The organism is Arthrobacter sp. RIT-PI-e, from assembly GCF_001187915.1.
In the GTDB taxonomy this organism is placed as follows: Bacteria; Actinomycetota; Actinomycetes; order Actinomycetales; family Micrococcaceae; genus Arthrobacter_D.
Genome location: NZ_LGIU01000088.1, coordinates 1 through 17803 on the forward strand (window position 1 = coordinate 1; position 17803 = coordinate 17803).

Sequence of the window (17803 nt, forward strand, 5' to 3'; positions counted from 1 at the left end):
CTTCGGCACCGACCGCCCCGAGTACGCCGGGGCGTCCGGGCACACCCTCCTGGCGGCGGCCGCCGGGATCGTCCGTGGGGCCGGGTTCGAGATCGGGAACTTCGCAATCCAGCTGATCGGCAACCGGCCCAAGTTCGCGGCCCGGCGCGCCGAGGCGGAGGCGGTCCTGTCGGATGCGGCATCCGCCCCGGTCAGCGTCTCGGCCACCACCACCGACGCCCTCGGGCTGACGGGGCGGGGGGAGGGCCTCGCGGCGATCGCCACCGCCGTCGTCGTGCACCTGGGGTCCGCGCCCGGTCGGGGCGGCCCCGGGGCCCGATGATGCACGGCGGGTACCCTGGACCGGTGAGCCTGCGATTCTACGACACAGCCCGCGCCGAGGTGCGTCCCTTCGAGCCGATGGAACCCGGGAAGGCGAGCCTCTACTACTGCGGCGCCACGGTGCAGGGCATGCCCCACGTGGGGCACGTGCGCTCGGCCATCGCCTTCGACCAGCTCACCCGGTGGCTCGAGGCACGCGGCCTGCGGGTCACCGTGGTCCGCAACGTGACCGACATCGACGACAAGATCCTCGCGAAGTCGCAGGACTCCTTCCGGGAGGGCGCCGCTCCCGCGGACCCGGCCGTCGTTCCCGAGGAACCGTGGTGGGCCCTCGCGTACCGGTTCGAGCAGGAGTTCACCCGCGCCTACGCCGCACTCGGCGTGCGGCCCCCCACCTACGAGCCGCGTGCCACCGGCCACATCCCCGAGATGCACGCCCTCGTCCAGCTCCTGATCGACCGCGGCCACGCCTACCCCGCGACGGACGGTTCCGGCGACGTCTACTTCGACGTACGCTCCTGGCCCGCGTACGGTTCCCTGACGCACCAGGACGTCGACGACATGCAGGCCGCGCCCGACGCCGACCCCCGGGGCAAGAAGGACGCACGGGACTTCGCGCTCTGGAAGGGCGCGAAGGACACGGACCCGGCGACGGCCTCGTGGTCCAGCCCCTGGGGCGCCGGGCGTCCCGGTTGGCACCTCGAGTGCTCCAGCATGGTGACCAGGTACCTGGGCGCCGAGTTCGACATCCACGGCGGCGGGCTGGACCTGCGCTTCCCGCACCACGAGAACGAGATGGCGCAGTCGCAGGCCGCGGGCCACGCCTTCGCACGGTTCTGGATGCACAACGGCATGGTCACCTACGACGGCGAGAAGATGTCCAAGTCCCTCGGGAACACCGTGAGCCCCCAGCAGATGATCGACGCCGCCGGCCCGCGGGTGGTGCGCTACTACCTCGGCCAGGCCCACTACCGGTCCGTGCTCGACTACCGGGAGACCTCGCTGCAGGAGGCGGCGTCGGCGGTGGCCCGGATCGACGGGTTCATCGCCAAGGCCACCGCTCGCGTCGGGGCCCCCGCTCCGGGTGCGGCGGGCCCGGTGGGCGTCCCGGCGGTGTTCGCCGAGGCCATGGACGACGACCTCAACGTGCCGCAGGCCCTCGCCGCCCTCCACACCACCGTGCGTGCCGGCAACACCGCGCTCGCCGCGGGGGCCGACGCCGCGGCACGGGCCGCCCGCGCCGCGGTCACCGCCATGACGGACGTCCTCGGGCTCGACGACGCCGCCCGGCCGGAGGGGGCAGGCGCGGACGCCGCTCTCGAGCGGTCACTCGACGCCCTCGTCGGGGACCGGCTCGCCGCCCGGAGCGCTGCGCGCGGCGCGAAGGACTGGGCGCAGGCCGACGCCATCCGCGATGCACTCGCGGCGGCGGGGATCGTCATCGAGGACTCCGCGGACGGCGCCCGCTGGCACCTGGCCGAGGACCGGGCGTAACCCCGTCGGACGGGGCGGACCGGGATCCCGGTGCGGGGCGTCCGGCCCCGGCCAGGAGCCGGGGAAGCCTCCGCGTAAACTGGGGAGGACTTTTCTCCCAGATCTGAAGGTGTTATCCATGGCCAGTCACGGACGTCCAGGCTCGGTTCGCAAAATGAAGAAGGGCCCCACCATCGGCACCGGCGGGCACGGACGCAAGTCGCTCGAGGGCAAGGGCCCCACCCCGAAGGCGGAGGACCGCCCCTACCACAAGGCCTACAAGAGCAAGGAGCTCGCAGAGCGGTCGGCCGCCAAGCGGGCCGGCGGTCGGAACGCGGGCACGGGTCGCACCAAGGGCAAGGCGGCGGAGGAAGTGGTGACCGGCCGCAACTCCGTGGTCGAGGCGCTGCGCGCCGGCATCCCCGCGAAGGCGCTGCACGTGGCCATCCGCGTGGAGATGGACGACCGCGTCCGCGAGTCGCTGAAGATGGCCACCGAGCGCGGCATCCCCGTCATGGAGACCGGCAAGCCCGAGCTCGACCGCATGACCGACGGCGCCGTGCACCAGGGCCTCATGCTGCAGGTCCCCCCGTACGAGTACGCGGACGCCCTCGACCTCGTGGACGAGACGATCGACCGCCACAAGCGTGGCCACATCGGGAACGCGCCACTGTTCGTGGCGCTGGACGGCATCACCGATCCCCGCAACCTCGGGGCGATCATCCGCTCCGCCTCCGCCTTCAGCAGCCACGGCGTGATCGTGCCCGAACGCCGTTCCGTGGGCGTCACCGCGTCCGCGTGGAAGACCAGCGCCGGTGCCGCCGTCCGTGTGCCCGTGGCCCGGGTGGGCAACCTCAACGCGGCACTGAAGTCCTTCAAGGAGAAGGGCATCTTCGTCCTCGGTCTCGACGGCGACGGCGACGTCTCGCTGCCCGAGCTCTCCCTCGGCCGCGACCCCATCTGCATCGTCGTGGGCTCGGAGGGCAAGGGCCTCTCCCGCCTGGTCCGGGAGAACTGCGACCAGATCGTCTCCATCCCGATCGACTCCGCGATGGAGTCGCTCAACGCGTCGATGGCGGTGGGCATCACCCTGTACGAGGTGTCCCGTCAGCGTGCGGTCTGATCCGCACACCATGACGCAGCCGACACCACCTCTTCCCCGCGGGTCCCGGGAGTTCCCGCTGGGACTCCACTCCATCCGCGGGGCCTGGGCCACCGACGCCCAGGCCAATGCCGCCGTCTGGGCCCCCGCCATCCCGTCCATGGACGTGCACTGGCAGCGCGAGGACGGCAGCTGGACGTCGGAGACCCTCGTGGGCCTCGACGGCGGGGTCCACCACGGCGTCGTGGGCCCGGTGGGGCCGGGGGCGCTGTACGCGTTCTGGCCCACGGGGGAGCCGCTCCCCGGTGAGATCGGCTCCGCCCAGTTGCTCCTGGACCCGTACGCGCGGGCCGTGCGGACGGTGTCGCGCACGGATGCCGGCGGAGCGTCCGGCCGTGCGTACTACTCGGTGCTCCTCGAGCACGAGTTCGACTGGGGGAGCAGCGAGCACCCGCGCCCCCCCTGGCGGGACACCGTCGTCTACGAGGCGCACGTCAAGGGGCTCACCCGGCTGCACCCCGACATCCCCGAGGAGCTCCGCGGCACGTACGCCGGCCTGGGGCACCCGGTCATGGTGGCCTACCTGAAGGACCTCGGGGTCACCGCCGTCGAGCTCCTCCCCATCCACTTCTCCATCGACGAACCGCACCTGGAAGCGCTGGGTCTGCGCAACTACTGGGGGTACAACACCCTCGGGTTCTTCTCCGCGCACACCGCGTACGCCACGCAGGCGGCGCAGGACGCCGGTCCGGGCGCGGTGCTCACCGAGTTCAAGGGCATGGTCCGGGCACTCCACGAGGCAGGGCTGGAGGTGCTCCTCGACGTGGTCTACAACCACACCGCGGAGGGCGACCAGCACCGGCCCGCCCTGTGCTGGCGCGGGCTGGGCGACAGGGAGTACTACCGGCACGACGACGCCGGCCGTTACGTGGACACCACGGGCTGCGGCAACAGCCTGGACTTCTCCCGGCCCAAGGTCGTGGAGTTCGCACTGGACTCCCTGCGCTACTGGGTGGAGGAGTGCCGGATCGACGGGTTCCGCTTCGACCTCGCGGTGACCCTGGGCCGCGACGAGCACAACGCGTTCACGCCGCGGCATCCCTTCCTGGTGGCGGCCGGGGCCTCCAAGGCACTCCGCGGGACCAAGCTGATCACCGAGCCGTGGGACCTCGGACCGGACGGCTGGCAGACCGGTGCGTTCCCCGTGGGGTGGGCGGACTGGAACGACGGCTTCCGCGACACCGTGCGGGACTTCTGGCTGCGGGACGCCGCGGCCATTGCCGCAGGGGGCTCCGGGTCCTCACCGGCGCGCCTGGCCGGTCGTCTCGCCGGGTCCGCGGAGACCTTCGCGGGTTCGGGTCGCGGTCCGCTCGCGTCGGTCAACTTCGTCACGGCACACGACGGCTTCACGCTCGCGGACCTCACGGCCTACGAGCAGAAGCACAACGAGGCCAACGGCGAGGAGAACCGCGACGGCTCCGGCGACAACCGGAGCTACAACCACGGTGCGGAGGGACGCACGGAGGACGAGTCGGTCCTCGCCGCACGGGAGCAGAGCGCCCGCAACATCATGGCGTCCCTGCTCATCTCCCTCGGGGTGCCCATGATCACCGCGGGTGACGAGTTCGGTCGCAGCCAGCAGGGCAACAACAACGCCTACTGCCAGGACGGTGAGCTCGCCTGGGTGCACTGGCCCGAGGACGCGGCCTCCCTGCGCATGCTGGAGTCCACCCGTACGCTCCTGTCCATCCGGCGGGACTTCCTGGCCGCGCAGCCCGCCACCTTCCCCTCACGGCAGGACCAGTCCACCCTGCTCTGGTTCGACGCCGCCGGCCTGCCCATGACGGCCGCTCAGTGGGACGACCCGCAGCGGCGCACCATCCAGCTGCTGCTCGGCTCGACGGGCGGGAGCATCAACGGTCTGGTGGTGGTCAACGGTTCCCCGGAGGAGCAGCGGATCCACCTCCCTGCAGCCCGGATCCTCCGGGAACAGGGTGTGCACGGCGAACGACCGCGGTGGTTCAGTGCCACCTTCGACTCCGTGACGGGGCGCCCGACCTCCGGCGTCGAACGCCTCCTGCCCGGCGACGCCGACACCGTGGCCGCGAACTCGGTGCGCATCTACCGCTGCTGAGCCCCTGCCGCCGGCGTCCTGCTCGACGCCGGCGGGGGACGGCGTCGTCATCACGGACACGACGGAGCCCGGGACCATCCGGTCCCGGGCTCCGTCGTGTCCGCTCCCGCAGGGCGGGTGCGATCAGGCGTTGACCACGAGTCCGAGCTCCGCCTTCGTCACCAGGGTGGCGTGCTTCGGGAGCACGCGCACGGTGTACCCGAAGGATCCCGAGTGGTCGATCCGGATGCTGCCCGTGACCTGGTACCTGCCGCTGCCCAGGTTCTCCGCGACGGAGAGCTCCTCGACCGTCACGTCCGTGATCTCGTCGCTGTCGAGCGCCCGTCCGTAGGCCCCCTCCACCGAGACGTCGTCCGGGTCCAGTCCGCCGAGGGAGACGTAGGAGGTCACCTCCAGCGAGTCGCCGATCTGCGGGTTCTCGGAGATGCCGGTGGAGTCCACGTGCTCCACCTGCACCGCGGGCCAGCTGCCCTGCACCCGCGAGCGCCAGGCGGCGGTCCGCCGCGCCAGGGTGAAGGAGTCCGCGGCGGCCTCCCTGCCGGCACGCGACGCCGGCCGGTAGAGCTTCTCCACGTAGTCCTGCAGCATCCGCTCGGCGGACACCGCCGGCCCCAGGGTGGCCATCGTGTGCTTGATCATGGCGATCCACTGGTGCGGAACGCCGTCGCGGGAGGGTTCCGAGCGGCCCGCTGCGCCGGCCCCGTCGGCGGAGACCTTCGAGTAGAACCGCGGCCCCACCTGCGTCTCGAGGAGGTCGTAGAGCGCGGCCGCCTCGATGTCGTCGCGTTCGTCGGCGGAGGCACCGTTGTCGGCGGTCGGGATGGCCCAGCCGTTGTCGCCGTCGTACATCTCGTCCCACCAGCCGTCCAGCACGGAGAGGTTGAGGCCGCCGTTGATGGCCGCCTTCATGCCGGAGGTACCGCAGGCCTCGAGCGGGCGCAGCGGGTTGTTCAGCCAGACGTCGCAGCCGGGGAAGAGGGTCCGGGCCATGGCGATGTCGTAGTTGGGCAGGAACACGATCCGGTGGCGCACCTCGGGGTCGTCGGTGAACCGGACCAGGTCCTGGATCATGCGCTTGCCCTGCTCGTCGGCGGGGTGCGACTTCCCGGCGATCACGAGCTGGACGGGGTGCTCCGGGTGCAGGAGCAGCGCCTTCAGCCGATCGGGATTCCGCAGCATGAGGGTGAGCCGCTTGTAGGTGGGCACCCGGCGTGCGAAGCCGATGGTGAGGACGTCCGGGTCCAGCACGGAATCCGTCCAGGTGAGCTCCGCGTCGGCCGCGCCGCGCTTCTTCCAGGAGGAGCGCAGGCGGCGGCGGACGTCGTCCACCAGGTTGGAGCGCAGGCTGCGGCGCAGCGCCCAGATGTCCGTGTCCGGGACGTCGTACACCTTGTTCCACTGCGGATCCAGGATGGACTCGGCCCCGAAGTTGGTGCGCGCGAAGTCGGCGATCTCCGGATCCACCCAGCTCGGCACGTGGACGCCGTTGGTCACGGAGGTGATGGGCACCTCCTGCGTGTCGAACCCCGGCCAGAGACCGGAGAACATGCCCCTGGAGACCTCACCGTGGAGCTTGGCCACCCCGTTGGCGCGCTGTGCCAGGCGCAGGCCCATGACCGCCATGTTGAACTTCGCGGGATCACCGTCGGCGTAGTTCTCCGCGCCCAGGGCCAGTACGCGGTCCGTTGGGACCGCGGGAGCGAGGCCCGCGTTGAAGAACTGCTCGATCTGCGAGCGCTCGAAGCGGTCGATCCCGGCGGGGACCGGCGTGGGCGGGGGGAAGACCGGCGAGGCACGGCCCGCCGCCATCGCCTCCTCCCAGCTCATCGGTGAGTCGTTGGTGGGGTCCATGAGTTCGCGGATGCGCTCGCTCCCCAGGAAACCCGCGTGGCCCTCGTTGGTGTGGAACCCCTCCGGGGCGGGGGTCCCCGTGAGTCGCTCGAAGACGCGCAGTGCCTTGACCCCGCCCATCCCGAGGAGCAACTCCTGCTGCAGGCGCTGGTCGCCGCCACCGCCGTACAGGCGGTCCGTCACGTTGCGCGCCGTCTCGTCGTTCTCCGCGACGTTCGAGTCGAGGAGCAGCAGGGGAACCCGTCCGACGTCGGCGCGCCAGATGTGCGCGCAGAGCTGCCGCCCGTGCGGCAGGGGCAGGACCACCGTGGCCGGGGACCCGTCCTCCTCGCGCAGCAGTGTCAGGGGGAGGTTGTCCGGGTCGAGCACCGGGTAGGTCTCCTGCTGCCAGGCGTCCCGGGAGAGCGACTGCTTGAAGTACCCCGCCTGGTAGAGGAGCCCGACGCCGATCAGCGGGACGCCGAGGTCCGAGGCCGACTTCAGGTGGTCGCCCGCGAGGATGCCCAGGCCGCCGGAGTACTGGGGGAGCACCGCGCTGATGCCGTACTCCGGGGAGAAGTAGGCGATGCTGCGCGGGGCGTCCTCGCCGAGGCCCTGGTACCAGCGGGGCTCCGTCAGGTAGCTGTCGAGATCCGCGCCGAGCTCCTGGATGCGCTGCACCAGTTTCTCGTCCGCTGAGAGCTGCTGCAACTGCTCACGGGTCACCGAACCGAGGAAGGAGAGCGGGTCGTGCCGGCTCCTGGCCCATGCCGCCGGGTCGATCTCCTCGAACAATCGGGAGGTGGGAAGGTGCCATGACCATCGCAGATTCCCGGCGAGTTTGCCGAGCGGTGCGATGTTCTCGGGGAGGACGGTTCGGACGGTAAATCTGCGGATTGCCTTCACCCCGGTCACGCTAGCGCACTTGTCGCGCGGTGTGGAGGATGCCGGGGCAACGGAGTGGCCGCCCTGTGTCCTCCGACGTCACACCAAGCCTCCTTAGCAATTCGGACCATTACTCGCTAACGTCTACCGGGTGACGACCACTACGGAGCAGAACCGAAATGCCCAGTATCCCGACGGATTGCGGTTCGGCCGCATTCCCATCACGGCTGTCTCTCCTGTTGTCGAGGACGGACGGTTCCCTGCCAAGGCCATCCCCGGCACCACCCTGTCCATCGGTGCGACCGTGTTCCGTGAGGGCCACGACCAGCTCGGTGTCTCAGCCGTCCTCCACGGCCCCGGTGGCGAGGAGGTCCAGCGCGTCCGCATGGAGCCCGTGGGGTCCGGCCTCGACCGCTGGGCGGGCACGCTGACCCCCCACGCCGTGGGGCCGCACACCTTCACCGTCGAGGGCTGGTCCGATCTCTTCGGCACCTGGGAGCACGACGCGACCATCAAGATCGCCGCCGGGGTCGACGTCGAGCTGATGCTCCAGGAGGGCACGGCGCTGTTCACCCGCGCCGCCGCCGACCGCGACGAGACCGATGCCGCGGTGTTCCGAGGCGCTGCCGAGGCGCTCGCGGACACCTCCCGCACCGTGGAGGAGCGGCTCGCCGCGGGGCTGTCGGCGCAGATCCACGAGGCGGTCGCCCGTGAACCCATCCGCTCGCTCGTCACCGTCTCGCAGGCCTACCCCGTCGCCGTCGAGCGCGAGCTGGCCGGCCGGGCCGCCTGGTACGAGTTCTTCCCGCGCTCGGAGGGCGCTTCCTACGACGCCGGGACGGACACGTGGACCTCCGGTACGTTCCGGGAGGCCACGAAGCGCCTGGACGCGGTGGCCGCCATGAACTTCGACGTCGTGTACCTCCCGCCGATCCACCCGATCGGCCGGGCGCACCGCAAGGGCCCGAACAACACCCTCATCGCAGGTCCGGGTGATCCAGGTTCGCCCTGGGCCATCGGGTCCGAGGACGGCGGTCACGACGCGATCCACCCCGATCTCGGGACGTTCGGGGACTTCGACGCCTTCGTGGCCCGGGCCGGCGAGCTCGGTCTCGAGGTGGCGCTCGACCTCGCGCTGCAGGCGTCCCCTGACCACCCCTGGGTCGCCGAGCACCCCGAGTGGTTCACCACCCGCGTGGACGGCTCCATCGCCTACGCGGAGAATCCCCCGAAGAAGTACCAGGACATCTACCCCATCAACTTCGACAACGACCCCGTGGGTCTGTCGGAGGAGGTCCTGCGGATCGTCCTGATGTGGGTGGAGCACGGCGTGAAGATCTTCCGCGTGGACAACCCGCACACCAAGCCCGTGCAGTTCTGGGAGTGGCTCATCGCGGAGGTCAACGCGCAGCACCCCGAGGTGATCTTCCTCGCCGAGGCCTTCACCCGGCCGCCCATGATGCACGCCCTCGGCCGCGCGGGCTTCCAGCAGTCGTACTCCTACTTCACCTGGCGCAACACCAAGACCGAGCTCGAGGAGTACTTCACCGAGGTCAGCCAGGTGTCGAACGCCTACTTCCGGCCCAACTTCTTCGTGAACACACCGGACATCCTCACCGAGTACCTCCAGTACGGCGGGCCTGCCGCCTTCAAGATCCGCGCCGTGCTCGCCTCCATGGCCAGTCCGCTGTGGGGCGTGTACTCGGGCTACGAGCTCTTCGAGCACGTGGCCCGACCCGGTGCCGAGGAGTACATCGACAACGAGAAGTTCCAGTTCCGCCCCCGGGACTACGCGCGCGCCGAGGCGGAGGGCCGTTCGCTGGCCCCGTTCATCACCCGCCTCAACGAGATCCGCCGGACGCACCCGGCCCTCGGGGACCTCGAGAACCTCAGGGTGCACGGCAGCACCGACGCCGCCACCGTGGTCTTCACCAAGCACAAGGAGACGGCCGAGGGCAAGGACACGCTGATCGTCATCGTCAACGTGGACCCGCACGCCACACGCGAGTGCACCGTCTGGTTGGACCTCGCCGGACTCGACCTCGATCCCGGGGACTTCGGCGAGGACGGCATGCTCGTGGTGGACGATCTCCTCACCGGGCAGACGTTCCACTGGGGCGAGCACACCTACGTCCGGCTCGATCCCTATGCGGAACCCGCCCACATCCTCTCGATCAGGAGACAGCTCTAGTGCCCAACCCCTACCAGCTCAACGCACCGGGCCTGGCCCACGACCCCCACTGGTACCGCAAGGCGGTCTTCTACGAGGTCCTGGTCCGCGGCTTCGCCGACGCGAACGGTGACGGCTCGGGTGACCTGTCGGGTCTCATCGAGAAACTGGACTACCTCCAGTGGCTCGGGATCGACTGCCTCTGGCTGCCCCCGTTCTTCAAGTCCCCACTGCGCGACGGCGGGTACGACATCTCCGACTACTACGACGTCCTCGACGAGTTCGGCTCCATGAGCGACTTCAAGCGGCTCGTGGCGGAGGCACACGCCCGCGGCGTCCGCGTGATCATCGACCTGCCCGTGAACCACACCTCGGACCAGCACCACTGGTTCCAGGAGTCGCGCAGCGATCCCGAGGGGCCCTACGGAGACTTCTACGTGTGGAGCGACACGGACGAGAAGTACGAGGACGCCCGCATCATCTTCGTGGACACCGAGGAGTCCAACTGGACGTTCGACCCGGTGCGGCGCCAGTTCTTCTGGCACCGCTTCTTCGGTCACCAGCCGGACCTCAACTTCGAGAACCCGAAGGTCCAGGAAGCCATCTTCGACGTCGTGCGTTTCTGGCTCGACCAGGGGATCGACGGTTTCCGCGCGGACGCCATCCCCTACCTCTTCGAGGAGGAGGGCACCAACTGCGAGAACCTCCCGAAGACCCACGAGTTCCTCAAGCGGCTCCGTGCCATGGTGGACGAGAACTATCCCGGCCGGGTGATCATCGCCGAGGCCAACCAGATGCCGGACGAGGTGGTGGAGTACTTCGGTGACGAGGACGGCCCCGAGTGCCACATGTCCTTCCACTTCCCCATCATGCCGAGGCTCTTCTACGCGCTGCGCGACCAGAAGGCGGCGCCGATCATCGAGACGATGAAGGAGACCCCCGACATCCCCGCGGGTGCCCAGTGGGGGACGTTCCTCCGGAACCACGACGAGCTCACGCTCGAGATGGTCACCAACGAGGAACGGGAGGCCATGCTCGGCTGGTACGCACCGGATCCGCGCATGCGCGCCAACGTCGGCATCCGACGCCGCCTGTCCCCGCTGCTGGACAACTCGCGTGCCGAGGTGGAGCTCATCCACGCGCTCCTGCTCTCCCTGCCCGGGAGCCCGTTCCTGTACTACGGCGACGAGATCGGGATGGGGGACAACATCTGGCTCGAGGACCGTGACGCCTCACGCACGCCGATGCAGTGGAACCCCGACCGCAACGCCGGGTTCTCCCCGGTGGATCCGGGCAAGCTCTACCTGCCCGTGGTGCAGTCGCTGGTCTACCACTACAACCACGTGAACGTCGAGGCGCAGATGGCCACGTCGAGCTCGCTGCTGCACTGGGTACGGCAGATGCTCGCCGTCCGGAAGGCGCACCCGGCCTTCGGCCTGGGTGCCTACCGCAACGTCCCGGTGGAGTCCGAGCACGTGCTCGCCTTCCTGCGCGAGGTCGACGACCAGAACATCGAGGGGGAGTACGCGGAGTCGGTGCTGTGCATCTTCAACCTGTCCCAGCACCCCGTCGCGGCGAGGATGAACCTGCCCGAGTTCGCCGGCCGGGGCCTCCGCGACCTCTTCGGCGGGTCGATTTTCCCGGCCTTCGGGGACGACGGCGGGATCACCCTGACGCTCGGCAGCCACGACTTCTTCTGGCTCCGGGTCCGCTCCGCCGGCTCCAACGCATCGTCGCCGCACACCCAGGCCATGCCGGTCATCCCCATCTCGGAGGTGACTCGATGACGGCTGCACCCACCCCGTTCGTCCCCGAGCTCCTCACGTCCTGGCTGCCCGTCCAACGGTGGTTCCCGGCGAGGGGCGCAGATGTGGACCTGAGCGTGGTCGGCGGGACGGTCCTCGAGGACCCCCGCGGGGTCGCCGGTTTCGAGGTCCTCCTCCTGGCCGTGACCTCCGGTAACCGCACCGACGTCGTCAGCGTCCCCCTCAGCTACCGCAAGGAACCGCTCGACGACGCCGCCGGCCTCATCGGCGAGGTGGAGCACCCCGACCTCGGCACGTGCTGGGCGTACGACGCCACCCACGACGCCGACTTCGTGCGGCTCTGGGTCGCCTTCATCCTCACGGCGGGCAGTTCGGCCGACGGCCGGCTGACGGGCGTGCTCATCAAGACGCCCGAGCAACCGGAGAACGCCGCGGCGCCCGTGAAGGCGCTGCAGGGCGAGCAGTCCAACACCTCCGTGGTGTACGGCTCCGGACCGGGTTCCATGATCGTGAAGTTCTTCCGCATCCTGGCCTCGGGCGAGAGCCCGGACGTGCAGATCAGCGCGGGGCTCACCGCCGGTGGTTCCACCGACACCCCGGACACCTTCGGGTGGGTCACCGGCACCTGGCAGGACGCCGGGGCGGTACCCGGGCAGCACGCTACAGGGCACGTCAGTGTGCTCCGGGACTTCGTCGAGGGAAGCACGGACGCCTGGCGTTCTGCATCCGCAGCAGCAGCCGTCGCCGCGGACTTCACCGCCGAGGCGCACGGTCTCGGCGGCGCCGTCGCACGGATCCACCGGCAGCTCGACACCGCCTTCGGCAGCCACAGGGCGTCGGGGGCCGAGGAGCAGGAGTTCAAGGAAGCCCTCGTCCAGCGCATCCGCTGGGCATGGGGCGAGGCCGGCGGGGCCGTGGGTCCGCTCGACGACGACGTGGAACGCGTCATCGCGGACATCGGGATGCTCGAGGGTATCCCCGCGCTGCAGCGCATCCACGCGGACCTCCACCTGGGCCAGGTCCTCCGGGCGCCGGACGGCGCCTGGCTCGTCATCGACTTCGAGGGCGAACCGCTCCGGCCCACCGCGGAGCGGAGCGTCCCCGACGTCCCGGTCCGCGACGTCGTCGGCATGGTCCGCTCCCTCGAGTACGCTGCGGCGTCCCGCGGCGCCGCTCCCGTGGGGTCCCCGGAAGCCGCGGAGACCCAGCAGTGGTCCGACGCCGCACGTGCGGCCTTCCTCCAGGGCTACGCGGAGGAGGCCGACAACCCCGTGGACGCCGATGGCCCGCTCTTCCGCGCGCTCTGGCTGGACAAGGCGCTGTACGAAGTGGTCTACGAGATCCGCAACCGTCCGGACTGGGTGGAGATGCCAGTCCGGGACGTCCGTCGCGCACTGGGTGCAGACCCCGGGACGCCCGCCACGAAAGCAGCTGACATGACTTCCTCGAACACCCCGGCCCCCGACGAGAGTGGGGAGAGCCTCGCCGCGAAGGCGGCCAGAGTCATCACGGACGGTGTGAAGACGGTCACCGAGAAGGCCAAGGACGTGCTGGAGGACGTCCGTGCGGACAGTGCGGAGGAGAGCGTCGCGACCACCCCGGTGCCGCCGACGCCCCGCCCCGTGGACACCTCGATCCTGCAGCAGGTCTCGGAGGGTGCCTACCATCAGCCGCACGCGGTCCTGGGTGCGCACCTGGACGACGGCGACGTCGTCACCGTCCGGACGCTGCGCCCCCTGGCACGCACCGTCGTCGTCGTGACCGGCGACGGCCGGACCGAACTGACGCACGAGCACAACGGCATCTGGGTGGGTGCGCTGCCCGCGGCGTCTCCCGGGCACGTGCCGGACTACCGCCTCGAGGTGACCTACGAGGGTGACCCGATCACCGTCGACGACCCGTACCGGTTCCTGCCGACGCTCGGCGAGATCGACATGCACCTGATCGGGGAGGGGCGCCACGAGACGCTGTGGACCGCGCTCGGTGCCCACGTCCGTCACTACTCCTCCGTGCTCGGTGACATCGAGGGTGTCTCCTTCGCCGTGTGGGCCCCGAAGGCACGCGCCGTCCGCCTGCTGGGCGACTTCAACGGCTGGGACGGCCGCGTCCACGCCATGCGCGTGCTCGGCAGCTCCGGCATCTGGGAGATCTTCGTTCCCGGTGCGGGTGCCGGCGCCTGCTACAAGTACGCCATCCAGGGTGCCGACGGGCAGTGGCGTGAGAAGGCGGACCCGATGGCCCGCGGCACCGAGGTGCCGCCCCTGACCGGGTCGCGTGTGGTGGAGTCCACCTACACCTTCGGGGACGAGGAGTGGATGGAGGCGCGTGCCGCCACCGATCCCCACAACGGGCCCATGAGCGTGTACGAGGTGCACCTCGGTTCCTGGCGCCAGGGGCTCGACTACCGCGAGCTCGCGGACCAGCTCGCGGAGTACGTCTCCTGGCAGGGGTTCACGCACGTGGAGCTCATGCCCGTCGCCGAGCACCCGTTCGGCGGCTCCTGGGGCTACCAGGTGACGTCGTACTTCGCGCCGACCTCCCGCTTCGGGCACCCCGACGACTTCAAGTACCTCGTGGACACCCTGCACCGCGCCGGGATCGGCGTGATCATGGACTGGGTGCCCGCGCACTTCCCCAAGGACAGCTGGGCGCTCGCCCAGTTCGACGGCGGCACGCTGTACGAGCACGGGGACCCCTTCCTCGGCGAGCACCAGGACTGGGGCACGCTGATCTTCGATTTCGGTCGCAGCGAGGTGCGGAACTTCCTGGTGGCCAATGCCCTGTACTGGCTCGAGGAGTTCCACATCGACGGGCTGCGCGTCGACGCCGTGGCTTCGATGCTGTACCTGAACTACTCGAGGGAGGAAGGGCAGTGGCGGCCGAACAAGTTCGGCGGCCAGGAGAACCTCGAGGCGATCGCCTTCCTGCAGGAGGTCAACGCCACGGCCTACCGCCGGGCACCGGGCATCGTGATGGTCGCCGAGGAGTCCACCGCGTTCGACGGCGTCACCAGGCCCACGAGCTCCGGCGGGCTCGGGTTCGGGATCAAGTGGAACATGGGGTGGATGCACGACACCCTGCAGTACATCTCGGAGGACCCCGTCAACCGGGTGCACCATCACGGCAAGGCCACGTTCTCCATGGTCTACGCCTACACCGAGAACTTCATGCTCCCGATCAGTCACGACGAGGTCGTGCACGGCAAGGGGTCCCTGCTCCGGAAGATGCCCGGTGACCGCTGGCAGCAGCTGGCCAACGTGCGCGCGTACCTGGCGTTCCAGTGGGCGCACCCCGGCAAGCAGCTGATCTTCATGGGTACCGAGTTCGCGCAGGAGGCCGAGTGGGCCGAGCAGCGGAGCCTCGACTGGTGGCTCACGGACACCCCGTCGCACAAGGGCGTCCAGCAGCTGGTGCGGTCACTCAACTCGGTGTACCGGGACACCCCGGCACTGTACGCCCGGGACAACGAGCCGGCAGGTTTCCAATGGATCGACGAGAACGACGGCGAACACAACACGCTGTCCTTCATCCGCTGGGACCACCAGGGGAACCCGCTGGTGTGCGTGGCGAACTTCGCCGGCGGACCGCACGAGGGATTCCGCGTCGGCCTGCCTTGGGCGGGGGAGTGGACCGAGGTCCTCAACACCGATTCGGAGGAGTTCGGGGGATCCGGCGTCGGCAACGACGGATCCGTCACCGCCCATGAGGGTGCTCACAACGGCCAACCTGCGTACGGGGATGTCCGTGTTCCCCCGCTCGGGGTGCTCTACCTGAAGCCTGCCTCCGCCTGACGGCAGCACTTCGACCCCGTGGACCTATCCTGGCAAGGAGGGGTCCACTGTCGTTTTGCACTACCCCGGTGCCGGTGCTAGTGTTTGTTTCCGCGCTGATGCAGGAAGTTCGCTCGGCTGACGATCTCATCGAATGTTCATCTCGGATCCATCCGGACCGGGTTGACGATGCGGAACGAGAGAATCACCCGGATTGGACAACCCGGATCGGTGCGGGTAAGCTTGAAAAGTTGCTTCGGAGCGAGGACATGACGCTTTGGTTGTGTTTGGTGCCGGTTGCTCCTGTTGTTTGAGAACTCAATAGTGTGCCAAGTTTGTTGATACCGATTGTTTGTTGATTGGTTGAATTGGCTGGTCTGTCACACCCCGTGTGGTGGGCTGGTTTTTTTGGCTGGTTTCGAATTTTGTGCAGCATGGTTGCTCGTTTTCCCGGGTTTCCGTGTTGTGTCTGTATGTTTTTACGGAGAGTTTGATCCTGGCTCAGGATGAACGCTGGCGGCGTGCTTAACACATGCAAGTCGAACGATGATCTCCAGCTTGCTGGGGGGATTAGTGGCGAACGGGTGAGTAACACGTGAGTAACCTGCCCTTGACTCTGGGATAAGCCTGGGAAACCGGGTCTAATACTGGATACGACCTTCCCGCGCATGCGGTGTTGGTGGAAAGCTTTTGCGGTTTTGGATGGACTCGCGGCCTATCAGCTTGTTGGTGGGGTAATGGCCTACCAAGGCGACGACGGGTAGCCGGCCTGAGAGGGTGACCGGCCACACTGGGACTGAGACACGGCCCAGACTCCTACGGGAGGCAGCAGTGGGGAATATTGCACAATGGGCGCAAGCCTGATGCAGCGACGCCGCGTGAGGGATGAAGGCCTTCGGGTTGTAAACCTCTTTCAGTAGGGAAGAAGCCGCTCTTTCGGGGGTGGTGACGGTACTTGCAGAAGAAGCGCCGGCTAACTACGTGCCAGCAGCCGCGGTAATACGTAGGGCGCAAGCGTTATCCGGAATTATTGGGCGTAAAGAGCTCGTAGGCGGTTTGTCGCGTCTGCCGTGAAAGTCCGGGGCTTAACCCCGGATCTGCGGTGGGTACGGGCAGACTAGAGTGCAGTAGGGGAGACTGGAATTCCTGGTGTAGCGGTGAAATGCGCAGATATCAGGAGGAACACCGATGGCGAAGGCAGGTCTCTGGGCTGTAACTGACGCTGAGGAGCGAAAGCATGGGGAGCGAACAGGATTAGATACCCTGGTAGTCCATGCCGTAAACGTTGGGCACTAGGTGTGGGGGACATTCCACGTTTTCCGCGCCGTAGCTAACGCATTAAGTGCCCCGCCTGGGGAGTACGGCCGCAAGGCTAAAACTCAAAGGAATTGACGGGGGCCCGCACAAGCGGCGGAGCATGCGGATTAATTCGATGCAACGCGAAGAACCTTACCAAGGCTTGACATGAACCGGAATGATGCAGAGATGTGTCAGCCACTTGTGGCCGGTTTACAGGTGGTGCATGGTTGTCGTCAGCTCGTGTCGTGAGATGTTGGGTTAAGTCCCGCAACGAGCGCAACCCTCGTTCCATGTTGCCAGCGGGTTATGCCGGGGACTCATGGGAGACTGCCGGGGTCAACTCGGAGGAAGGTGGGGACGACGTCAAATCATCATGCCCCTTATGTCTTGGGCTTCACGCATGCTACAATGGCCGGTACAAAGGGTTGCGATACTGTGAGGTGGAGCTAATCCCAAAAAGCCGGTCTCAGTTCGGATTGAGGTCTGCAACTCGACCTCATGAAGTTGGAGTCGCTAGTAATCGCAGATCAGCAACGCTGCGGTGAATACGTTCCCGGGCCTTGTACACACCGCCCGTCAAGTCACGAAAGTTGGTAACACCCGAAGCCGGTGGCCTAACCCCTTGTGGGAGGGAGCCGTCGAAGGTGGGACCGGCGATTGGGACTAAGTCGTAACAAGGTAGCCGTACCGGAAGGTGCGGCTGGATCACCTCCTTTCTAAGGAGCGCCTCGTATGGTCATGGTCATCCCAAGTGGTGGTCGTGGGGTACGCAGGAGTCAGCCCATAGCGCGGATGTTTATTCCGCGGTGGGTGCTCATGGGTGGAATATCAATGGATAGGTGCCTGCTGGTGCCTGCTGCTTGGTGAGTACGTTCTGCATGGTCTTCTTCCGCTGTTGGTGGTGGGGGTTCGTGTGGTTCTGGAAAGCGTGGGTGGTAGGTGGTGGTGGGTGATCGTTTGGCACACTGTTGGGTCCTGGGATAACAGGGCCCTTTTTCCTTGTGTTCTGGTGGTTCCTCGTCGTGATGGTGGGGGGGTGCTGGGGTGTGGGGT

At 68.2% G+C, this 17803-nt stretch carries 8 protein-coding genes and 1 rRNA gene; 8 read left to right on the forward strand and 1 reads right to left on the reverse strand.

What is annotated here, in order from left to right; translation table 11 throughout:
- The 4 genes from AC792_RS12715 to glgX form a co-directional block, all read left to right on the forward strand.
- Positions 1-322, forward strand: a 322-nt coding sequence (locus tag AC792_RS12715; protein ID WP_200903411.1) for a 2-C-methyl-D-erythritol 2,4-cyclodiphosphate synthase, incomplete at its 5' end; no start/stop codon positions are given.
- A gap of 23 nt (positions 323-345) precedes the next feature.
- Positions 346-1815 (forward strand): cysteine--tRNA ligase, encoded by a 1470-nt coding sequence (gene cysS / locus AC792_RS12720; protein ID WP_049830880.1) that lies wholly within the window; start codon positions 346-348, stop codon positions 1813-1815.
- A 118-nt stretch (positions 1816-1933) separates the two neighbouring features.
- The gene (gene rlmB / locus AC792_RS12725; RefSeq protein ID WP_049830881.1) at positions 1934-2917 is read left to right on the forward strand and encodes a 23S rRNA (guanosine(2251)-2'-O)-methyltransferase RlmB; all 984 of its coding nucleotides are present in this window, start codon (positions 1934-1936) and stop codon (positions 2915-2917) included.
- 10 nt (positions 2918-2927) lie between these two features.
- Positions 2928-5030 (forward strand): glycogen debranching protein GlgX, encoded by a 2103-nt coding sequence (glgX, locus tag AC792_RS12730; protein WP_082177727.1) that lies wholly within the window; start codon positions 2928-2930, stop codon positions 5028-5030.
- 123 nt (positions 5031-5153) lie between these two features.
- Here glgX and glgP read toward each other — a convergent pair whose 3' ends face one another.
- A complete protein-coding gene (gene glgP, locus AC792_RS12735) occupies positions 5154-7766 on the reverse strand; it encodes an alpha-glucan family phosphorylase (RefSeq protein ID WP_200903412.1) in 2613 nt (870 codons plus the stop codon).
- 130 nt (positions 7767-7896) lie between these two features.
- On the opposite strand from glgP, the gene AC792_RS12740 reads away from it, so the two are divergent.
- From AC792_RS12740 to AC792_RS12755, 4 genes are all read left to right on the forward strand, one after another.
- Positions 7897-9936, forward strand: a complete 2040-nt coding sequence (locus AC792_RS12740; protein WP_049830883.1) for an alpha-1,4-glucan--maltose-1-phosphate maltosyltransferase — start codon at positions 7897-7899, stop codon at positions 9934-9936.
- On the forward strand, positions 9936-11702 hold the full coding sequence (treS, locus tag AC792_RS12745; protein ID WP_049830884.1) for a maltose alpha-D-glucosyltransferase: 1767 nt from the start codon (positions 9936-9938) through the stop codon (positions 11700-11702). Before AC792_RS12740 ends, treS begins: the two co-directional genes overlap by 1 nt.
- Positions 11699-15472, forward strand: a complete 3774-nt coding sequence (gene glgB / locus AC792_RS12750) for a 1,4-alpha-glucan branching protein GlgB (RefSeq protein WP_049830885.1) — start codon at positions 11699-11701, stop codon at positions 15470-15472. Before treS ends, glgB begins: the two co-directional genes overlap by 4 nt.
- A gap of 457 nt (positions 15473-15929) precedes the next feature.
- Positions 15930-17466: ribosomal RNA gene (locus AC792_RS12755) — 16S ribosomal RNA — on the forward strand.
- The last annotated feature ends 337 nt before the right edge of the window (positions 17467-17803 follow it).